This is a genomic window from Micromonospora profundi, assembly GCF_011927785.1.
GTDB lineage: Bacteria > Actinomycetota > Actinomycetes > Mycobacteriales > Micromonosporaceae > Micromonospora > Micromonospora profundi.
In genome coordinates, this window is sequence record NZ_JAATJK010000001.1 from 6,460,445 (window position 1) to 6,480,715 (window position 20,271).

General features: G+C 71.8%; 18 protein-coding genes. 10 read left to right on the forward strand and 8 right to left on the reverse strand.

Features of this window, described 5'->3' with window-relative positions:
- Positions 1 to 3 precede the first annotated feature (3 nt).
- A complete protein-coding gene (paaN, locus tag F4558_RS28920) occupies positions 4 to 1,677 on the forward strand; it encodes a phenylacetic acid degradation protein PaaN (protein WP_167946815.1) in 1,674 nt (557 codons plus the stop codon).
- Positions 1,678 to 1,838: 161 nt separating this feature from the next.
- Here the strand turns inward: paaN and F4558_RS28925 are convergent, their stop codons facing one another.
- Entirely contained in the window at positions 1,839 to 2,369 is a 531-nt protein-coding gene (locus F4558_RS28925; RefSeq protein ID WP_167946817.1) for a GNAT family N-acetyltransferase, read from the reverse strand.
- A gap of 359 nt (positions 2,370 to 2,728) precedes the next feature.
- Here F4558_RS28925 and F4558_RS28930 point away from each other — a divergent pair, with 359 nt between their 5' ends.
- The 3 genes from F4558_RS28930 (at position 2,729) to groL (ending at position 6,232) form a co-directional block, all read left to right on the forward strand.
- Positions 2,729 to 2,932 (forward strand): cold-shock protein, encoded by a 204-nt coding sequence (locus F4558_RS28930; RefSeq protein ID WP_053654337.1) that lies wholly within the window; start codon positions 2,729 to 2,731, stop codon positions 2,930 to 2,932.
- 128 nt (positions 2,933 to 3,060) lie between these two features.
- Positions 3,061 to 4,338 (forward strand): hypothetical protein, encoded by a 1,278-nt coding sequence (locus F4558_RS31335; protein WP_209273435.1) that lies wholly within the window; start codon positions 3,061 to 3,063, stop codon positions 4,336 to 4,338.
- 271 nt (positions 4,339 to 4,609) lie between these two features.
- Complete coding sequence (groL, locus tag F4558_RS28940; protein WP_167946819.1) at positions 4,610 to 6,232, forward strand: chaperonin GroEL; 1,623 nt, start codon at positions 4,610 to 4,612, stop codon at positions 6,230 to 6,232.
- A 70-nt stretch (positions 6,233 to 6,302) separates the two neighbouring features.
- On the opposite strand, the gene F4558_RS28945 is transcribed toward groL, so the two are convergent.
- From F4558_RS28945 to F4558_RS28955, 3 genes are all read right to left on the reverse strand, one after another.
- Positions 6,303 to 6,542, reverse strand: coding sequence for a hypothetical protein (locus F4558_RS28945; RefSeq protein WP_167946821.1), 240 nt, complete (start codon positions 6,540 to 6,542; stop codon positions 6,303 to 6,305).
- An 87-nt stretch (positions 6,543 to 6,629) separates the two neighbouring features.
- Positions 6,630 to 7,568 carry a GNAT family N-acetyltransferase gene (locus F4558_RS28950; RefSeq protein WP_053654330.1) on the reverse strand — a complete coding sequence of 313 codons (939 nt, stop codon included), beginning with the start codon at positions 7,566 to 7,568 and terminating at the stop codon, positions 6,630 to 6,632.
- A 136-nt stretch (positions 7,569 to 7,704) separates the two neighbouring features.
- Positions 7,705 to 10,338, reverse strand: coding sequence for a S8 family serine peptidase (locus tag F4558_RS28955; protein ID WP_167946823.1), 2,634 nt, complete (start codon positions 10,336 to 10,338; stop codon positions 7,705 to 7,707).
- A gap of 79 nt (positions 10,339 to 10,417) precedes the next feature.
- On the opposite strand from F4558_RS28955, the gene F4558_RS28960 reads away from it, so the two are divergent.
- Positions 10,418 to 12,232, forward strand: coding sequence for a glycerol-3-phosphate dehydrogenase/oxidase (locus F4558_RS28960; protein WP_197281504.1), 1,815 nt, complete (start codon positions 10,418 to 10,420; stop codon positions 12,230 to 12,232).
- Between the two features lie 86 nt (positions 12,233 to 12,318).
- On the forward strand, positions 12,319 to 12,855 hold the full coding sequence (locus tag F4558_RS28965) for a hypothetical protein (RefSeq protein WP_167946825.1): 537 nt from the start codon (positions 12,319 to 12,321) through the stop codon (positions 12,853 to 12,855).
- Positions 12,856 to 12,873: 18 nt separating this feature from the next.
- Here F4558_RS28965 and F4558_RS28970 read toward each other — a convergent pair whose 3' ends face one another.
- Positions 12,874 to 14,277 (reverse strand): FAD-binding oxidoreductase, encoded by a 1,404-nt coding sequence (locus tag F4558_RS28970; protein WP_053654322.1) that lies wholly within the window; start codon positions 14,275 to 14,277, stop codon positions 12,874 to 12,876.
- Between the two features lie 67 nt (positions 14,278 to 14,344).
- Here F4558_RS28970 and F4558_RS28975 point away from each other — a divergent pair, with 67 nt between their 5' ends.
- Positions 14,345 to 14,629 (forward strand): DUF4031 domain-containing protein, encoded by a 285-nt coding sequence (locus F4558_RS28975; RefSeq protein WP_167946827.1) that lies wholly within the window; start codon positions 14,345 to 14,347, stop codon positions 14,627 to 14,629.
- Here the strand turns inward: F4558_RS28975 and F4558_RS28980 are convergent.
- Positions 14,601 to 15,257: an HD domain-containing protein gene (locus tag F4558_RS28980; protein ID WP_167946829.1), complete on the reverse strand. Its 657-nt coding sequence runs from the start codon at positions 15,255 to 15,257 to the stop codon at positions 14,601 to 14,603. The two genes, F4558_RS28975 and F4558_RS28980, sit on opposite strands and share 29 nt — an antisense overlap.
- Before the next feature lie 107 nt (positions 15,258 to 15,364).
- On the opposite strand from F4558_RS28980, the gene F4558_RS28985 reads away from it, so the two are divergent.
- Entirely contained in the window at positions 15,365 to 16,600 is a 1,236-nt protein-coding gene (locus tag F4558_RS28985) for an FUSC family protein (protein ID WP_167947727.1), read from the forward strand.
- A gap of 39 nt (positions 16,601 to 16,639) precedes the next feature.
- Entirely contained in the window at positions 16,640 to 18,151 is a 1,512-nt protein-coding gene (locus F4558_RS28990) for a PrsW family intramembrane metalloprotease (RefSeq protein WP_167946831.1), read from the forward strand.
- Positions 18,152 to 18,194: 43 nt separating this feature from the next.
- On the opposite strand, the gene F4558_RS28995 is transcribed toward F4558_RS28990, so the two are convergent.
- Together F4558_RS28995 and F4558_RS29000 are read right to left on the reverse strand one after the other, a co-directional pair.
- On the reverse strand, positions 18,195 to 18,362 hold the full coding sequence (locus F4558_RS28995; protein ID WP_167946833.1) for a hypothetical protein: 168 nt from the start codon (positions 18,360 to 18,362) through the stop codon (positions 18,195 to 18,197).
- A 103-nt stretch (positions 18,363 to 18,465) separates the two neighbouring features.
- Positions 18,466 to 18,804, reverse strand: coding sequence for a GroES family chaperonin (locus F4558_RS29000; protein WP_053654316.1), 339 nt, complete (start codon positions 18,802 to 18,804; stop codon positions 18,466 to 18,468).
- A 152-nt stretch (positions 18,805 to 18,956) separates the two neighbouring features.
- On the opposite strand from F4558_RS29000, the gene F4558_RS29005 reads away from it, so the two are divergent.
- Entirely contained in the window at positions 18,957 to 20,261 is a 1,305-nt protein-coding gene (locus F4558_RS29005) for an AI-2E family transporter (protein WP_312877410.1), read from the forward strand.
- Positions 20,262 to 20,271 lie beyond the last annotated feature (10 nt).

Genomic DNA, 20,271 nt, shown 5'->3' on the forward strand with positions numbered 1-20,271 from the left:
GGCATGACGGAGACCCCGCATCCCCTGTACGACAGGCACGCCGACACCCTCAACCGTGCGCTGACCGCGATCACGGAGCGGGGCTACTGGTCCGCGTACCCAGAATCCCCAAGCCCCCGGGTGTACGGCGAGACCGCCGCCGCCGACGGCAAGGCCGCCTTCGAGGCGTACCTCGGTGGGGACTTCCCCCTCGACCAGCCCGGCACGGGCCGGCGGATCGCCACCGAGGCGAGCCCGTTCGGTGTGGAGTTGGCCGTGCGCTACCCGCACGCCGGCACCGACGAGCTGATCAGGGCTGCCTCGACGGCGCTGCCGGCCTGGCGTGACGCCGGCCCGCAGGCCCGGGTGGGCGTCTGCCTGGAGATCCTCGACCGGTTGCACAAGCACATCTTCGAGCTTGCCAACGCTGTGCAGTTCACCAGCGGGCAGGCGTTCGTGATGGCCTTCCAGGCCGGCGGCGCGCACGCGCTGGACCGGGCGCTGGAGTCGCTGGCGTACGCGTACGCCGAGATGACCCGGCACCCGCAGACGGCCGGTTGGGAGAAGCCCGCGGGCAAGGGCGACCCGCTGCGGATGACGAAGACCTTCCACGTGGTGCCCCGTGGAGTGGCGCTGGTGATCGGCTGCAACACCTTCCCGACGTGGAACTCGTACCCCGGGCTGTTCGCCTCGCTCGTCACCGGCAACCCGGTGATCGTCAAGCCGCACCCGCGCGCGGTGCTGCCCCTGGCCGTCACAGTGAAGTACGCCCGGGAGGTGCTCGCCGAGGCCGGCTTCGACCCGAACCTGATCCTGCTGGCCGCCGAGGCGCCCGGCGAAAAGCTAGCCAGCGACCTGGCCCTGCACCGGTCCATGAAGATCGTCGACTTCACCGGGTCCACTGAGTACGGCGACTGGCTGGAGACGCACGCCCGGCAGGCGTCGGTCTACACCGAGAAGGCCGGGCTGAACACGGTGGTGATCGACTCCACCGACGACTTCGCCGGCATGTGCCGCAACCTCGGCTTCACGCTGACCCTCTACAGCGGCCAGATGTGCACCACCTCGCAGAACATCCTCATCCCGGCCGGTGGCATCGAGACCGACCAGGGCCACAAGAGCTTCGACGAGGTGGCCGGCGGCATCGCCGCGGCGGTCGGCAAGCTCACCGCCGACCCGGCGCGGGGCGTCGAGCTGACCGGCGCCATCGTCAACGACGGCGTGCTGGAGCGGCTGGCCGAGGTGACAAAGGTCGGCGAGCCCATCCTGGAGTCGCGGGCCGTCGCGCACCCGTCGTACGCCGACGCCGTGGTGCGTACCCCGACGATCGTGAAGCTGGCCGCGGACGACGCGGACACCTACGGCCGGGAGTGGTTCGGGCCCATCTCGTTCGCCATCGCGACCGACTCCACGGCGCACAGCCTGGAGCTGATGCGCCGGACCGTCGGCGAGAAGGGCGCGCTCACGGCGGCGGTCTACTCGACCGACGAAGCAGTGCTGGACGCCGCCGAGGCGGTGGCCGTCGACGTCGGGGTGCACCTGTCCTGCAACCTGACCGGTGGGGTTTTCGTGAACCAGTCCGCGGCGTTCTCCGACTTCCACGGCAGCGGGGCGAACGCGGCGGCCAACTCGGCGCTGACCGACGGGGCTTATGTCGCCAACCGGTTCCGGGTGGTGCAGTCGCGGCGTCACGTCTGATTGTGGTTGCGGTTGGGGTTTCCGGGGCAGCCCGACCCGCTCCGGGCGGTCAGGCTTGATCCCTGCGCGGGTCGGGCTGCCCCGGAAACCCTTTGTGGGCACGCTTGTCGAAGCCTGCGGGCTTGGGGTGGATCAGATCAGCACGCGGTTTTGCAGTGGGATCAGGCGGGGCGGCGCATCTGTAGTTCGGTCAGGGCCGGGATCGTGGGGTGGGGCACGCGTACCCCGGTGTCCTTGAAGCCCAGCCGCTGATAGGCGCGACAGGCACGGTCGTTGCCGACCACCACCTCAAGCATCAACTCCGGCCGGCCGCAGGCCAGCGACCAGGCCGCCACCTCGTCGATCAGATCACCGAGCAGGCCGCTGCCCCGCCAGGTCGGCGTGACATAGACCGCGTAGATCACTGTCAGGTCGGCCTCGCGCGGCGCCACAGTGCCACCGGCGTGCCCGACCAGCCGACCTCCGGGATCGGCGACGAACTGCGCGGTGTCGGACCCGATCGAGGTGTACGCGATCCGGGCCGCGTACTCGGCGTGCGGCCGGGCCGCCGCTTCCGCCAGGGTCTCCAGGAAGGCCAACGGCGCGTCGGCGAGCATCTCCAGGCGCAGGGCCCGCATCCGGCCGGCATCCTCCGGCCGGACCCGACGGATCTTCGCCTGTCGAACGGCGGCCGAGTCGGTGTCGGTGGTCATGTCTGCATGCCTACCACAGGGGCAGAAGCCGTTTTCCGGACCGCGCCTGACCCGTTCCCACCCGGATCCTCGGCAGGCCCACGCGCATCCCGCGGTGGTTGATCAGGGCCGGCAGCGGCCACCTGCGCAACGACGGGCGTAAATCAAGCGGGGGTTGTCGCCACCGTCAGGCGTGCTGAGGGAAGGGTCAGGAATATGCCCGATTTGTGGTCGTGCGCGGCCGTCACTCCTCGTGTAGCGTGCGATTTCGGTCACCCCCTTCAGCGGCCGTCGTCGATCGCTGAAGCGGTGGGCCGGAGGCGTCCGGCCCTGCCGTGCGCCGGGGCCAGGCAACGCCGCGCAGAGTGAGGAAGTGCACCGTGGCACAGGGCACCGTGAAGTGGTTCAACGCCGAAAAGGGCTACGGCTTCATTGCCGTCGACGGCGGTCAGGACGTGTTCGTCCACTTCTCCGCGATCGAGATGGACGGCTACAAGGCGCTGGACGACGGTCAGCGGGTGGAGTTCGAGATCGCCCAGGGTCAGAAGGGTCCGCAGGCCGAGCACGTGCGCGTCGTCGCCTGAGCGCAGCCCCGCACCCATCCGCCCGGCCGGGCGCTGAATCATGCCCGGTCGTCGGCGGGTCGGGGCTGCGCCGACGAAGCCCACCCTGGAAGATCGTGAACCGTTCCAGCCAATGCTGAGGAGGGTTCATGACTGACCAGCCGCCCCCGCCCAACCCGCCCATCGGGCCGGGGGAGCCGGGTCCGTCCGATCCGCTCCAGCCCGGTGCGACGCCCACATCCGGCGCGTACCCCGGTCAGCAGCCCGGGTGGGACGCCGCCCAGGGTGGCTGGGGCCAACCGGCAGGTCAGCTGCCCGCCGGCCCGCCGCCAGGGTGGGGTGCCCCGCAGGGTGGGTGGGGTCAGCCGGCGGGCTGGGGTGCCCCGCAGGCGGGCGGGGGTCCGCAGGCCGGTCCGCCGCCGCAGGGCTGGGGTGACCCGCAGGCCGGCTGGGGTCCGCAGGCTGGTCCACCCCCGCAGGGCTGGGTCTTCCCGCCCACCGGCGGCTACCCGCCCGGCGCTGGTCCCTACGGCGGCCAGTACTGGTATCCGGGGCCGCAGGTCGGCTGGTACCCACCCGGCATCGACCCCAACGACCCGCTGGTCACGCCACCGGGTGCCGGTCTTCCGGGCTGGCTTCAACGGTTCAACGGCGGGCTGCGGCGGGGCTGGCGGCAGTTGGTGCCGATTCTGCTGCTCACCCAGGTGCTGCCCGCAGCCGCCCTGGCGATCATCTCGCTGGCCCTGGACCCGTCAGCCGGGTGGGACACGCAGCCCCCTGACCCGGCTGCCGGGCTGCCGGACAACTTCGGTACAGAGCTGTTGACCTTCGCCGTGGTGCTGATCGTCGGCAGCCTGCTTATCGGTGCGGTGCAGGCCATCGGGTGGGCCGCAGGCAGTTGGGTGATCACCCAGCAGGCCGCCGGCAGGCCGGCCAGCCTCGACGCGGCGCTGGGGTACGGCGTACGCCGGGCGCTCGGTCTGTGGGGCTGGACGCTGGTGATGGGCCTGCTCGTCGGTGTGGGTCTCTGTCTCTGCCTACTGCCGGGCATCTATCTGGCGTTTGCGCTGAGCATGGCCGGCCCGGTCTACCTCTTCGAACGGCAGAACCCGATCGGCCGGTCGTTCCGGATGTTCCACGACCGGTTCGGGATGATGCTCGGCCGGGTGGCGCTGGTGGGCGGCGTGGTGCTCGTCGTCAGCTTGATCTCCGGTGCCCTGGAGTCGGTGGGCACCGCCCCCTTCGGTACGGATCCATTCGGGTCGCCGGGCTCCGCAGTGGGCGTGGTGGTCGTGATCGCGGTCACCTCGGTCCTGGCCCTGCCGGCCTACCTCGTCCAGCTGGTCGGCCTGCTGGTCACGTACACCGAGCAGCGGGCCCATGAGGGGCCGGTGAACAGCGCCGGACTGGCCGCGGAACTCGGCTGAGCGGCCCCATCGTGCTTGCACTCGGCAGGTGAGAGTGCTAAAAAAGGCATTGGCACTCGCACACTGTGAGTGCCAATGGTCGGGACGGTGGGGCCAGGTTGCACCGGTGTGGAGACACCGGGGCGGCACATGGCCGGTCGTCGCGGGCTATCCGGCCCGGCCGAAGGACGTCGTCGTCGCCAGGTGGCGACGTCCCAAGGTGCGTACACCAGGCGGCCCATCCGGGGCACAATCTCGGGTGGCCCGTGAGTGTCCAGGAGGACAACGCCGTATGGCCAAGATGATCGCGTTCGACGAAGAGGCTCGCCGCGGCCTCGAGCGAGGCATGAACCAGCTCGCCGACGCCGTAAAGGTGACCCTCGGCCCGAAGGGCCGCAACGTGGTGCTCGAGAAGAAGTGGGGTGCCCCCACCATCACCAACGATGGTGTGAGCATCGCCAAGGAGATCGAGCTCGAGGACCCGTACGAGAAGATCGGCGCCGAGCTGGTCAAGGAGGTCGCCAAGAAGACCGACGACGTTGCCGGTGACGGCACGACGACGGCGACCGTCCTGGCCCAGGCTCTGGTTCGCGAGGGTCTGCGCAACGTGGCCGCTGGCGCCAACCCGATGGCCCTGAAGCGGGGCATCGAGGCTGCTGTCGCGAGCGTCTCGGAGGAGCTGTCCAAGCTCGCCAAGGACGTCGAGACCAAGGAGCAGATCGCCTCCACCGCCTCCATCTCCGCCGGTGACAGCACCGTCGGCGAGATCATCGCCGAGGCGATGGACAAGGTCGGCAAGGAAGGCGTCATCACCGTCGAGGAGAGCAACACCTTCGGGCTGGAGCTTGAGCTCACCGAGGGCATGCGCTTCGACAAGGGCTACATCTCGGCCTACTTCATGACCGACCCGGAGCGCATGGAGGCCGTCTTCGACGACCCCTACCTCCTGATCGTCAACAGCAAGATCTCGTCGGTCAAGGACCTGCTCCCGATCCTCGAGAAGGTCATGCAGTCGGGCAAGTCGCTGCTGATCATCGCCGAGGACATCGAGGGCGAGGCCCTGGCCACCCTTGTCGTCAACAAGGTCCGGGGCACCTTCAAGTCGGTCGCCGTCAAGGCGCCGGGCTTCGGTGACCGCCGCAAGGCCATGCTCGCCGACATCGCCATCCTCACCGGTGGTCAGGTCATCAGCGAGGAGGTTGGCCTCAAGCTCGACGCCGTCGGCCTCGACATGCTGGGCCGCGCCCGCAAGGTCGTGGTGACCAAGGACGAGACCACGATCGTCGACGGTGCCGGTGACGCCGAGCAGATCCAGGGTCGGGTCAACCAGATCCGGGCCGAGATCGACAAGAGCGACTCCGACTACGACCGTGAGAAGCTGCAGGAGCGGCTGGCCAAGCTGGCCGGTGGCGTCGCGGTGATCAAGGTCGGCGCGGCCACCGAGGTCGAGCTCAAGGAGCGCAAGCACCGCATCGAGGACGCCGTTCGCAACGCGAAGGCGGCCGTCGAGGAGGGCATCGTCCCGGGTGGTGGCGTCGCGCTGGTGCAGGCCGGCAAGACCGCCTTCGACAAGCTGGACCTGGTCGGCGACGAGGCGACCGGTGCCAACATCGTCAAGGTCGCGCTGGACGCCCCGCTGCGGCAGATCGCCGTCAACGCCGGCCTCGAGGGCGGCGTCGTGGTGGAGAAGGTCCGTAACCTCGAAGCGGGTCACGGACTCAACGCCGCCAACGGCGAGTACGTCGACCTGCTGGCCGCGGGCATCATCGACCCGGCCAAGGTGACGCGCTCGGCGCTGCAGAACGCCGCCTCCATCGCGGCGCTCTTCCTCACCACCGAGGCCGTCGTCGCGGACAAGCCGGAGAAGAACCCGGCTGCCCCGGCTGGCCCGGGTGGCGGAGAGATGGACTTCTGAGTCCAGTCCCGACACCGAACGGGGTGGGCCGCTGACGCGGTCCGCCCCGTTCGTCGTTTGGCCCTTGTCGTCAGGTGGGCAGTGGCCGCTGGTTGCGCCGCTTCTTCGCCTGGTCGTACGGCGGAGGCAGCTGGATCGGCGCGTCCACCATCTCGTGCGACTCCGCCGCCGGGTCGTCGGTGGCCATCTCGGCCAGTTGTTCGGCGTCGCCGTAGTCGAGCCTGTCGAACGGCAGTTGGCCGGGCAGTTCGGCGACAGGCTTCCAGGTGATCGGCGGGCCGTCCTCGGTCTGGTCATCATCCGTGGTCATGGCTGCCTCCTCTTACCGAAACGGTAGGGGGTGTCGATCACCGATGCGGGCGAATCGCGTTATATGGATCTATATCCTGTTCGCCCTTTAACCGACATCGAGTGTCCGCCGGTACAGGAAGAAGACCCGCTCGATCCGGGCACCCGCGCTGCCCGAGTAGAACGGCACCGGCCCCACCCAGCCGATCTGCGCCCGGTCCAGCCCTGCCGCCCGCTGGTCACGCAGGCAACGCCGCAGCAGCACCCCGCCGATGCCCGAACCCGCAGCAGCCGGCGCGGTGCCCATCGGCCCGAACCAACTCGGACGGGACGACCCGTACGCGGCGAAACCGAGCACCTCGCCGTCCCGCTCCGCAATGTGGCAACCGGCGCCCTCGCGACCCACCGACCCTGCCAACTCGCCGTCCCACGTGCCGCCGAAGGTGGACCGGGCGAACTCGGTCAGCGCCGGCAGGTCCGCCGGCTCCGCCCGGCGTACGGTGACGCCCTGCTCGGCAAGCCGCCGCTCCGCCGCCTCGGTGGACCGCAGTGCCGGCGAACCGTCGTACGACAGGTCGGCCGTCATGTTCCAGGCGGTCCGGTCCTGCCGGTAGCCCAGCGCGAGGGCGGCACAGATCGCCGGCGTGTAGCGGACGTCGATGCCCGGCCACGCGTAGTACGGCGGGTTGCCGGCAAGCAGCACCTCGGTCGCGCCGCGTTCGGCGAGCACCCGCTCGGCCCGCCTCAGGAGCGCGCGACCGACACCTCGGCGACGCTGCTCCGGCAGCACGGCCACCAGGTCGACGTGCCCGAGGGACGGGTCGCTCGACGACACCGAGCAGAGCAGCACGCCGACCAGGTCAGCACCCTGGTACGCGCCCAGCCCGACCACCGGCCGGCCGGCTGTGGCGGCCCGGGGCCACAGCACGTCCACGATGGCTGCCGCCTCGGTGGCGTCCTCCGCCAGGTCGAGAGCCTGTGCGCAGAGGCGTACCACGCTGGGAGCCAGGTCGGGAGTCAGCTCGGTGACGACGATCTCGGCGGTCATGGTGGCCGACCCTAGATCACCGCGCGTCGTGCCGCGTTCCCGCCCGCCGCCTTCCCGCCCCGCCCCGCCGCGTTCCCGCCCGCCGCGTTAGGAAGGGCCCCTTCCTATACACCAGGCGTTAATAAGGTGCCCTTCCTTAGGGCTGGGCGGCGCGGACAGCAGCGAAGGCATCGACCTGCCCCGCGCCCGTAACGTTGGCCGCGCCGCCGCAGGCGTCGGCCGGGTTGCCGGAACGGTAGGTCGCCGTCACCGGTGTGGCAGTGTCGCGCAGGATCTGCCGGGTCCGGGGCAGGTCACCGACCAGCGCCGGGTTCGCCGACCACATGAGCGCGACCACTCCCGCGACCTGCGGGGTCGCCATCGACGTGCCGTCCAGCGCCGCGTAGCCGCCGCCGGGCATTGCCGACACCACACCCACCCCCGGCGCCACCACATCCGGCTTGCCGTCGCCGCCCGGAACCGGTCCGCGCGAGGAGAACTCGGCCACCCGCCCCTGCGCGTCGACAGCACCCACGGTCAGCACGCTCGCGTACGGCGCGGGCGGGTCGTCGATCGACGCGCACCACGGGCCGGTGTTGCCAGCTGCGGCGACCACGAAGATGCCTGCGGCATCGAGCGCCGTGGCGGCCGGCAGCAGCGCAGCCGGGTCGCAGCCTTCGATGGGCGGGCAGCCCCACGAGTTGGTAAGCACCTGCGGTGCGCGTTCCGGACGGCCGTCGGTGAACGGATCGCCGCCGGCCGGGAAGGGGGCCAGCATGAACTGGAGGCAGTCCAGGTAGTGCCCGGGGCTACCCAGGTTACGGTCCAGGTTGACGCAGCCGACCCACTGCGCGTCCGGGGCCACCCCGACGCCGGCCCGTCCCACAGCGCTACCGGTCGTGTGGGTGCCGTGCCCGCCCTTGTCGGTGGGGGTGCGGGTGCCGTTCCACGGGTCGTACCAGGAGTCGTCCCCGCCACGGAACCCGGCTCGCAGCGCCGGATGGCCACCGTCCACGCCGGAATCGGAGCTGCCCACCACGATGCCCGAGCCGGTCACCCCGAGCTGCGACCAGACCTTGTCGGCGCCGATCTGCCTGATGTTCCACTCCGGGCCGGTGGGCGCCGGTGCGGTGCCCCGGGTCTGTCCCGCCGGGGCGGGCAGCGGTCGCAGTTGTTGGCTGACCAGTACACGGGCCACCTCGGGCCGCCGGGCCAGCCAGGCCCGCACGAACGGGCCGCCGTCCACCTCCACGGCGTTCACCAGGTAGTACGAGACGGGGTCGAGTCGTAGCCGGTTGACGTCGCGGCGCAGGTCGGCCTGGGTCCGCTCGGCGGTGGCCACCAGCCGCCGGTAGACCTCCACCGCCCGCGCGTCCCGCCCGGCCCTCCCAGGCGTGGCGGCCGGCAGGTCGCTCAGGTCGGCCTGCTCGCGCAGGACCACGAGCAGCCGCTCGCCGTGCAGGCCGGGCTGGCCGGGGCCGACGTCCACGACGACCGCCGTCACCAGCAGCACCACGGCTGCCACCGCCGCGACCCGGCGGCTCGGGGTGCGTGCCTTCGGCCGGGCGAGCAGCACCGCGTACCCGATGGCGACCAGGACCGCGACGGCGAGCCCGGCACCAGCGGCGACCGCCACCCAGTACGGAACGTCGCGGGTGCCGACCAGCAGCAGGCTGATCTCTTCCGGGTCGGTGAACGCCCGCGGGCCGAGCACGGCCAGGCCCACCAGCCACCCGGTCGCGGCCCGACCGGCGCGCGTGGCGTCGGCCGGGTCGGCGGTAGGTCGCCAGGTCGCCGCCCACAGCGCGGCCAACGCGAAACCCGCAGGTGGCAGGGTCAGCAGGGCGGGCAACTGCGCACCGGACTGACCGACGCCGGCAGCCAGCAGCAGCAACGCCACCCCGGCTACCAGCCCACCGACAAGCACCAACCGGGTTGGGCGGGGCGGCCTACCGACAGCGAACGTCGACCAGAACGCAGCGTCGAACAGCGTCGCGGCCAGCACACCCACTGCGGCTGCCGCCAGCACGGCGAGCACCGTCTCCAGCAGCCCGCCGAGCGCGCCCAGCCAGACCCACGGCAGCAGCAGCGCCAAGCCGGCGGCGACCGCGAGCAGCGGCACCGGCCCGGGGCGGCGCGACTCCCGCCGCCGCCCGACCGGCTCCGCGACGCCGCCGACCTCGGGCCGCGCGGTGTGGCTGTCTCCGTGGGGAGCGGCGTCGGCGACCCCGGGCCGCGCGCTGTGAACGTCGCCGTGGGGAACGGCGTCGGCGACCTCGGGCCGCGTGGCGTCGGCGTCTCCGTGGGGCGCCGCGACGGCGACGGGGTCGGAATCCCTGGGGTACGCCCGACGGCGCGCCGACCAGCGCACGGCGAACGCGCCGAGCAGCGCCGAGCCGGCAAGCCCGGCGAGGTACGCCTCGTGGTGCACCGGCGGCACTACCCGCAGCACAGTGAACACCCCACTGGCCAGCGCGGCGACCAGCCAGACCCATCCGGTGGCCCGGACCGCGGCAGAGCGGGGCAACACGGTCAACAGCAGGGCGGGTGTGCCCACCAGCACGACGGTTGCCAGACCCAGCACCGGCCAGAGCCAGCCGACCCGGTCCAGCCCGAAGGCCAGCAGCACCTGGTCGGTGACCCAGCCACCGGCCTGGGTTCCCACGGTGACCGCTACCGTCCAGCAGCCCGCCAGCACGGCCGCGACGACCGGCCACGGGCTGGGCCGGGGCGCCGCCCACGGCTGGTAGGGCGGTGGTTGACCAGCGGGTGACGCAGAGCCGACCTGCATGACTCGCACAGTACGGGGCGAGCGCCGCATGTCGACCGGTGACCACGGCGGTTACGGTGGACGGGTGCGTGACCCCAACATCTCCCGATCGGTCGCCGGACAGCTCTCCCCGGCCCGCCGCACCGCTGACCTGCGCCGACTGCGCGCGGAACGCTTCGACGTGCTGGTCATCGGAGGCGGAGTGACAGGTGCGGGCGCGGCTCTGGACGCGGCGTCCCGAGGGCTCAAGGTCGCCCTGGTCGAGGCACGCGATCTCGCCTCCGGCACGTCCAGCCGTTCCAGCAAACTGATCCACGGCGGGCTGCGCTACCTGGAGCAGTTGGAGTTCCACCTGGTCCACGAGGCGCTTACCGAGCGCGGTCTGCTGGCGACCCGGCTCGCGCCACACCTCGTTCGCCCGGTGCCGTTCCTGGTGCCGCTGCCGGCGGGTCGAGGTCTGCGGGACCTGCCCGCCCGGATCTTCCGCCGCTCGTACTACGGCGCCGGTGTGGCCACGTACGACGCGTTCGCCGGTCTCTTCGGCGGTGGCCGAGGCATGCCGCTGCACCGGCACCTGACCCGGGAGGGTGCTCGGCGGATCTTCCCGAGCCTGCGGGCCGATGCGCTGGCCGGGGCGATCCGCTACTACGACGGGCAGGTCGACGACGCCCGGCTGGTGGTCACCCTGGCCCGTACCGCCGCCAGCCTCGGCGCCACGGTGGTCAGCAGCACCCGTGCTGTCGGGTTGATCCGGCAGGCGCGGGAGGTCACCGGCGTCCGGGTGCGTGACCTTGAGGCGCCGGCCGGGTCGCCGGATGCCGAGTTCGAGGTGCAGGCCCGTACGGTGATCGCCGCCACCGGCGTGTGGAGCGACGACATGTCCCGGATGCTCAACGACGTGGGACTGCGGCCCGGCATCCGGGTACGCGCCTCGAAGGGGGTGCACCTGGTGGTGCCGCGCTCGGCGATCACCGGTGAGACGGGGCTCATCCTGCGTACGGCGCGCTCGGTGCTCTTCGTCATCCCGTGGGGCGGGCACTGGATCATCGGCACCACCGACACCGACTGGCGACTGGACAGGTCCCACCCGGCGGCCTCGGCCAGCGACATCGAGTACCTGTTGCAGCAGGTGAACACCGTGCTCGACAGGCCGTTGACCACCGCCGACATCGAGGGCGTCTACGCCGGGCTGCGGCCGTTGCTGGCCGGTGAGGCCGACTCCACCTCGAAGCTCTCCCGCGAGCACGCCGTGTTCGAGCCGATGCTCGGGCTGATGCTTGTCGCCGGGGGCAAGTACACGACGTACCGGGTGATGGCCTCGGACGTTGTCGACAGGGCGGTACGCCGGTTGGGTGGCGGCCGTGCGTCGCGTACCGCCGATCTGCCGCTGCTCGGCGCGGACGGCTATCCGGCGCTGTGGCGCGACCGTGCCGACCTGGCGCGCCGGCACGGTGTGCCGGTGGGTGTCCTGGAGCACCTGCTCGAGCGGTACGGCAGCCTCACACTGGACCTGCTCGCCATGATCGACGCCGATCCGTTGCTCGCGTCGCCGCTGGCCGGGGCTCCGGAGTACCTGGCCGCCGAGGTCGCGTACGCGGCTCGGGCCGAGGGTGCGCTGCACCTGGAGGATGTCCTGACCCGGCGGACCCGGATCTCCTTCGAGACGAGTCACCGTGGCCTGGAGTCGGCGGAGCACGCCGCCGAGCTGATGGGCGGTGTGCTCGGTTGGGACGCGGCGACCCGGGCCCGCGAGGTCGAGCACTACCGCGTGCGGGTGCAGGCGGAGCGGCAGTCCCAGTTGATGCCTGACGACGCCGCCGCCGACGCGGCACGGTTGGGCGCACCGGACGTCAGGGGTTACGCCGCGGATCGGGGTGGCGATGATCAGGCAGAGTTGCGTCCGTCCGCTCGGTGATGAAAAATACGTTACCGAGGGGTAACTATCGATTCTCCCCCCAATGGCGGTTTCGGACCCTACCTACGGTGGGGTAGGTTCCGCGCGTGCCTTACCGTGCGCACCCCCGCCTACTTCCGCTCCTGCTCGCCGCGGTGCTCACAAGCATCCTGACCGGTTGTTCGCTTTTCGACAGGGACGCCTCCGCCGGGCCGGCCGCGCAACCACCAGCCGGTACGGCGGCGGGTGGGTCGGAGCCCGAGATCCCGACAACTGTCGCCGTGGGACAGGTCAGCCTGCTGCAACGGCTCGGCGCGGATGGTCCGCTGCGCACCCTGAGCGTCGAGCGGGACGGCAGTTGGCGGTGCCTCGACTGTGCCGGCGACGGGGTCACCTCGCGGGGCAGGCTCGCGCCGGAGCAGACCGCACGGCTTCAGGTGCTGCTGGCCGATCCGGCGCTGGCCAACGAGACCGACCAGGTCCGGCGGTACCGGACGACCTGCATCGACGCGCTCACCTCGAGCCTGCTCACCTCCTCCGGGCTGATCACCTCGCAGGACTGCCCGGGTGAGGAGCGCACGACAGTGGCGGGGGAGATCCTGCTGTTGCTCACCCAGGCGACCCCGGCCGAGGTCGAGGGCTGATCCACCGCTCTGCGCGGGTCAGAGCACCTTGCCTGGGTTGAGCAGCCCGGCCGGGTCCAGCGCCGACTTGATCGCCTGGTGCACCCGGACGCCGACCGGCCCGATCTCCGCGGCCAGCCAGTCCCGCTTGAGCAACCCCACCCCGTGCTCGCCGGTGCAGGTGCCACCCAGGTCCAGGCCGAGCCGCATGATCTCGTCGAACGCCCGCCGGCCCCGCTCCACGCTCGCCGGGTCGGCCCGGTCGACAACGATGTTCGGGTGCATGTTGCCGTCCCCGGCGTGCCCCACCACGCCGATCGGCACCGCGCACTCAGCAGCGATCCGGGCCACCCCGTCCAGCAGCGCGGCGAGCGATCCGCGCGGCACCGCCACGTCGTCGATCACCAGGCCGCCGTTGCCGCCCGGGTAGGCGTCGGCCGCGAACTTCTCCATCGCCGGGTGCGCCAACCGTCGGGCCTGGAGCAGGGCTGCGGCCTCCACCGCGTCGGTGGCCGCGTACACCTCGTCGGCGCCGGCCGCCTCGCACACCTCGGCCAGGGCGGCCAGGTCGTCGGCCGCCCGGCTGCCGGTGTCGGCGGCGGCCAGCAGCAGTGCCTGGGCGTCGGTCCGCAACCCCATCGGCTGGTACGCCTCGATCGCCCGCAGGTGGGTCTGGTCCAGCAACTCCAGCAGGCTGGGGGTCAGCCCGCGGGCCGCGATCTCGGCCACCGCCGCGCCGGCCGCCGCCGTGGACGGGAAGACCGCCACCAGGGTCAACGACTCCGCCGGTGCGGGCCGGAGAGAGACAGTCACCTCGGTGATCACCCCGAGGGTGCCCTCCGAGCCGACGAAGAGCCGCGTCAGGTCGTAGCCGGCAACCCCCTTTGCGGTACGCCGGCCGGTGCGCAGCACCTCGCCGGAGGCGAGCACCACCTCAAGGCCGAGCACGTACTCGGTGGTCACCCCGTACTTGACGCAGCACATGCCGCCCGCGTTCGTGGCCACGTTGCCGCCGATGGTGGACGACTCCCAGGAGCCGGGGTCCGGCGGGTACCAGAGCCCCTGCTTGGCCACCGCCGCGGCAAGCGTCGCGTTGACCACCCCCGGCTGGACCACCGCGATCCGGCTCACCGGGTCGATCTCCCGGATCTCGTTCATCGCGACGGTGCTGAGCACCACCGCGCCGTCCACGGCGTTCGCCGCGCCGGCCAGGCCGGTCCGCGCGCCCTGCGGCACCACAGGTACGCCGTACCGCGCCGCCGCCCGGACCACAGCGACGACCTGCTCGGTGCTGCTCGGGCGGGTCACCACAAGCGGCATCCCGGCGGCGCAGAGGTCGGCCTCGTCGCGCTGGTGCATGCGCAGCAGGTCCGGGTCGGTGAGCACGGCGTTCTCGCCCAGAGCGGCGCGAAGGTCGTCGAGGAGTCCGGTGGTGGAGGCCATGCAGCCGAGGCTAGGTCGCCGGTGGCCGATCATCAACATGATCAACTCTGCGGGATAACTTGGGCACATGCTCTACCTGGACCAGCCCGCCTGGCCGTGGCGCGACCGACTCTGGTCACACCTGATCAGCGACGTCTCCTACGCCGAGTTGCACGCCTTCGCCGAGGTGTTGGGCGCACCCCGGCGTGGCTTCGACCGGGACCACTACGACATACCGGCCGACCGGTTCGAGTCGGCGGTGTGGCTCGGAGCGCGGGTGGTGCCGAGCCGGGAGGTGGTCCGGTTGCTCCGCGACGCCGGCCTGCGCCGCCCGAAGCACCTGGTCAGTCCGCGAGCATCGACGGCCCGTTGAGGCTGGCCAGTTCCCGGCGCAGGTTGTCCCGTGCCGGCTGCTCCCATCGGTCGGCGAGAGGCGGCAGCCGGAACAACTCGGGCAGCGCCAGCAGCGCGGTGAGGACGCCGGCCCGACCCGCCCGGAAGGCCGGCTCGGGCACGTGCGCGTACTCCTGGCGGATCGCCGCCGCGTAGCGGTCGTAGGCGGCCGGCGGCGCGGCCAGCACGGCGAGGTCCGCGTCGCAGAGCAGGGCGCCGTTCGAGTCGGCGGGCCCCACCGCGTGCCCGGCGGTGAGCAGCACGAGCCGCCGTACCTCGGCCGCGGCCGCCTCCGGCACCCCGAGCCCGCTGAGCAGGTCTGCGGCCAGCTCGGCGCTGGCCCGCTCGTTGCTGTCGCCAGCGGCCCGGGGATCGTAGATCGCGTCGTGGCACCAGGCGGCCAGGCGGACCAGGTCGGCCCGCTCGGCCAGCGCGGCATGCCGGTCCACCACATCGAGTACGGCGGTCAGGTGCGCCACAGTGTGGTAGCGCCTGTGCGGTTCCCGCCACCGGGTGAGCAGCTGCTCCCCGGCCCGGGCCGCGGCATCGTCACAGGTCGCCCCGGCACCCCGGGCTGCCGCCCGCCACCGGCCCAGCAGATCGGTCACCGTCCGAGTTTGCCGCAATCCGTCCCCGGTGCGCGGGGCGGGAGGATTCAGCGCGCCCGCCACGGGTAGTCGCGCCCATGGCAGTGGCCCGCGACAAGAGACCGCCGATGGTGCGCCGCGCCCCGTTGCGGGAAGGTCTGGTGGACGTCGACGGTGCCCGCATCGCCGAGGTCACCGAGGAACTGCGCCACCGCAGCCGGGCCACACTGCACGACCGGCTGCACCGGGTACGGATGGCCGGTGGGCTGGCCGTCCAGGCCGGGCTGGCCGCCGGACTGGCGTACCTGATCTCGCACAAGCTTCTCGGCAACCCGCAGCCGGTCTTCGGGCCGATCTCCGCAGTCGGCACCCTGGCCGCGTCTGTCGGGCAACGATTCCGCCGGACCGTGGAGCTGATCCTCGGAGTGGCGATCGGGGTGGCGATCGGCGACATCCTGATCTACCTGGTCGGCACCGGGGCGTGGCAGCTCGGCCTGGTGGTCACGGTGGCGATCCTGCTCACCATCTTCGCGGGCGCCAGCATGGCCATCGTCATCCAGGCGGCGGCCACGGCGGTGCTGATCGTGACGCTGAGCCCTTCCACGGAGGATCTGGAGATCCCGCGCTTCATCGACGCGTTCCTCGGCGGCGGGGTCGCGCTGCTGGTGACGGCGGTCCTGCTGCCGCTCAACCCGCTGCGGGTGATCAATCGCGCCGCCCGGCCGGCGCTGGACCTGCTCGCCGACCAACTCGACGCCGCCGCCGACGGGTTGCGCAAACGGGACCGCGACGCCACCCAACGGGCACTGGACCGGATGCGCAACAACAAGGAGGAGTTGGCCACCCTGGCCGAGGCGATCGAGGGCGCGAAGGAGACGGCCACCCTCTCGCCGGCCCGCTGGCACCGCCGTAGCGAGCTGACCCACTACGCGGAGGCGGCCGACCCGATCGACCGGGCGATGCGCAACACCGGCACACTCATCCGCCGGTCCGTCACGCTTATCGAGGACGACGAGCCCGTGCCGGAGCCGATGCCGGACGGCATCGAGCACCTCGCCGAGGCGGTCCGGCTGCTCAAGCATGAGTTCGCGTCCAGCCAGGAGCCGCAGAAGGCACGGGAGCGGTCGTTGCGGGCGGTAAGCGAGGCCGGCCGGGCGTACGGCGCCGGGGTGGGCTTCTCCGGCAGCGTGGTTGTCGCGCAGATCCGTACGACGGCAAGTGACCTGCTCGTGGCGTCCGGGATCGAGCAGGACGAGGCGAACCGGTGGATCCGCACCGCGTTCGGCGAGCAGGAGAGGCCGGTCGGTGAGCCGGCCGAGCCGGGCGAGGCACCGAAGCCACCCACCGCGCCGCCCATCGGCTGAGCGCGCAGCCCGGCGTCAGTGCCGGCCGCATGGCTGTGGATGCGACCGGAACAGCAGGCGGCGGATGGCTACGCTGACCGCATGGCCGACACCCCGCCCGGTGCACCCCTGCCGTCGTTGCCGCCCGCGCCCGCGACCCCACCCGGCGGCGAGGCGCCCCGGATGCCGTTGCGCCGACTTGGCTGGCGACGGTTCCTGGTGCTGGCCGGGGTGGTGCTGCTCATCGCCGCGTGCGCGGTCTTCATGCTCTTCACGCTCGGGCAGTCGCTCGGCGCGCAGGCGCTGCTGATCGGTGTGGTCGCCGCGATCCTGCCGGTGCCGGTGCTCGTCGCCTGCTTCCTCTGGCTGGACCGGTACGAGCCCGAACCACTGAAGTACCTGATCTTCTGCTTCACCTGGGGAGCCTTCGTCTCCACCGCCGCCTCGCTCACAGTGAACGAGTTCTCGGCCGCCCAGTTCGCCGACAGGGGGCTGCCGGTCGCGCTCACCGGGGTGCTTGTGGCGCCGTTCATCGAGGAGTTGACGAAGGCCCTCGGCCCGATCCTGCTGCTGGTGTTCCGCCGCCGTGAGTGGTCCGGGATCACCGACGGCCTCGTCTACTGCGGGCTCTCCGCTGTCGGCTTCGCCATGGTGGAGAACATCCTCTACCTGGGCGGGCACGGTTATGCGGCAGGCGCCGACCAGTACGGCCCGGCGACCGGCACCCAACAGGTCATCGCCATCTTCATCGTCCGGATCCTCCTGTTCGGGTTCGCCCATCCGCTCTTCACCTCGATGGCCGGTGTGGGGCTGGGCATCGCGGCCCGTACCGCCGACCGTCGGGTCCGGGTGCTCGCCCCCATCGCCGGCCTGCTGCTGGCGATGATCCTGCACGGCACCTGGAACCTGCTGCCCACGCTGACCCAGGCCACCGGCGAGGTGGTGATCATGTTGTACGGCTTCCTCAGCCTCATGGTCCCGGTGTTCTTCGGCATGGTCGGGCTCGCGCTGTGGCTGCGTGCGTGGGAGGGCCGGCTCACCGAGCGGAGATTGCCTGACTACGTGCGCGCGGGCTGGCTCAGCCCACCCGAGGTGGCCGCGCTCAGCAGCCTCGGCCGTCGCCACGCGGCCCGCAGTTGGGCACGCCGGGTCGCCGGAGACGCCGGTGTACGGGCGATGCGGGGGTACCAGTTCGCCGCCACCCGACTGGCTCTGCTGCGCGACGGCACGTTGCGGGGCCTGGACCGCAAGCCCGCCGACCAGGAGCGGACCGCCGCCGAGGAGCGGCAGTTGCTGGAGCAGATCACCGCGTACCGGTCGTTCTTCGTGGGCCGGGACCCGCAGGCACCGGTAGGGGTCTGGGACGGAAGCCGCTACCACCTGCGCTTCCCGGACGGTACGCAGCGACCGGTGGACGCTCCCGACGAGCCGGTGGTGCCGATTCCCGTGGTGCTGGCCCCGCCGCCGCCTCCGCCCGGATACGGACCGCCCGGATACGGACCGCCCGGGTACGCGCCGCCCGGCTGGCCCGGTGCACGCCCGCCGGCGCCCTGGCCGCCCGCTCACCGCTGACGGCGGTCGGTGCGGCGGCGGTCGGTGCGGCGGCGAGCGGCGCTCAGGTCATCAGGGTGGTGAGGAAGTCACCGAGCCCCTGGGCCATCGCCATCAGCGCGGCCCCGATCGCCTTGAACAACTGCGCGGCGCCATCCGGCCGGAACGCCATGAAGTAGATCAGGAACGCGACGCTGCCCCAGGTCAGCAGCTTCTTTACGAATACCGGCATCGTCCCTCCCCAGGGCAACGGTCGCCGGCTGGCTTCCCCACGTGGGGCCGGGCAAACGGTGCAGGGTGCAGAGTGCCTGCGCGGCTCGGTGGCCGAAAAGTGCCTAGAGGTAGAGGCCGGTCGAGTCGTTCTCGACGCGCTCGGCCGCCACGGCGTGCACGTCGCGCTCGCGCAGCAGCACGTACCCGCGCCCGTGCAGCTCGACCTCGGAGCGGTCGTCGGGGTCGAAGAGCACCCGGTCGCCGGAGACGATGGCGCGGACGTTCGGCCCCACACCGACGGCGGTGGCCCAGGCGAGACGCTTGCCGACCGCCGCTGTCGCCGGGATGACGATGCCAGCGGTGGAGCGCCGCTCGCCCTCGCTGCCGTCCATCCGTACCAGCACGCGGTCGTGCAGCAGGCGGATCGGCAGGCCGGAGTCGAAATCCTGGTCGGCGGTCACGGGGAGACGCTACCGTGTCGCCGGCGACCCGCCGCCGATGGTTACGCCAGAGGTGGCGGGGGCACTGTGTGGCGGAACTGTCCTAGGGTGTCGGGACGGACGTATGCTGTGCGACCTGTCACCGTGGGCGGGCCGGACTTTTCTGCCAGGAGGTGCGCTTGAGCCGCTTCGAGCAGGTACGCGGGCGGCTCCGCCGCGCCTACCAGTCGAGCCGGGATTCCGTACGCTCCGACCAGCAGAAGCCGAGCGACGTGCCGGAGACGGCCGGGGTGGCCTCGCCCGCCGTACCGGGGCCGGTCGCGCCGCCGGCAGCCACGGTCGTCGGTGCCGAGCCCGCGATGGACCTGCACAGCTCGACGTCCAGCCGCGATGACGCGGATGTGCCGCACGGGCTGCGGATCGCCGCGGCCTGGTGCTGGCGCCTGATCGTCATCGGGGTGGTGGCCTGGGCGCTGCTCCGGGTCGTCGGCACGATCAAGATCGTGATCATTCCGCTGGCCATCGCGCTGCTGCTGTCGGCGCTGCTCGCGCCGGCGGTGGGCTGGCTGCTGCGGGCCCGGCTGCCCCGGTCGCTGGCGACCGCGGTGGTGCTGGTCGGCGGCCTGGCGGCTGTCATCGGCACGCTGACCTTCGTGGTCAACGAGTTCATTCAGGGTGTACCGGAGTTGAGCGCGAAGTCCTCCGAGGGCGTCCGGCAGATCCAGAACTGGTTCAAGACCGGCCCGCTGCACCTCTCCGACAGCCAGTTCGACCGCTACATCGCCGAGGCGCAGAGCTGGATCAACGACAACACCTCGAAGTTCACAAGCGGCGCGCTGAGCACCGCCGCGACGCTGGCGGAGGTGCTGACCGGCGCCCTGCTGGTGCTCTTCGCCACGTTCTTCTTCCTGCGTGACGGCAGCCGGATCTGGCGTTTCCTCGTACGGCTGCTGCCGGTGGCCGCCCGCTGGAAGGTCGACGACGCCGGTCGGGCCTCCTGGCAGACCCTCGTGGCGTACGTCCGCGCGACAGTGCTCGTGGCGTTCATCGACGCGGTCGGCATCGGCATCTTCCTTGTCATCTTCGACATCCCGTTCGCGTTCCCGCTGGCGGCGCTGGTGTTCCTCGGCGCGTTCATCCCGATCGTCGGCGCCACGCTCTCCGGCGGTGTGGCGGTGCTGGTGGCGCTTGTCGACAGCGGGCCGGTCACCGCGCTGATCATCCTGGGTGTGGTGATCGGTGTGCAGCAGGTGGAGGGGCACGTGCTCCAGCCGCTGATCATGGGTCGGGCGGTGGCCATCCATCCGCTCGCGGTGATCATCGGTATCGCCGCCGGCGTGGTACTGGCCGGCATCACCGGCGCGCTGGTCTCGGTGCCCCTGATCGCCGTCCTCAACACGGCCGTGCGCCGACTGGCCGCCCGTACCGTGCCGGACACCCCACCGGACGCCGTGGTCGTCGCCTCACAAGCTCCCTGAGGCCGGCGCC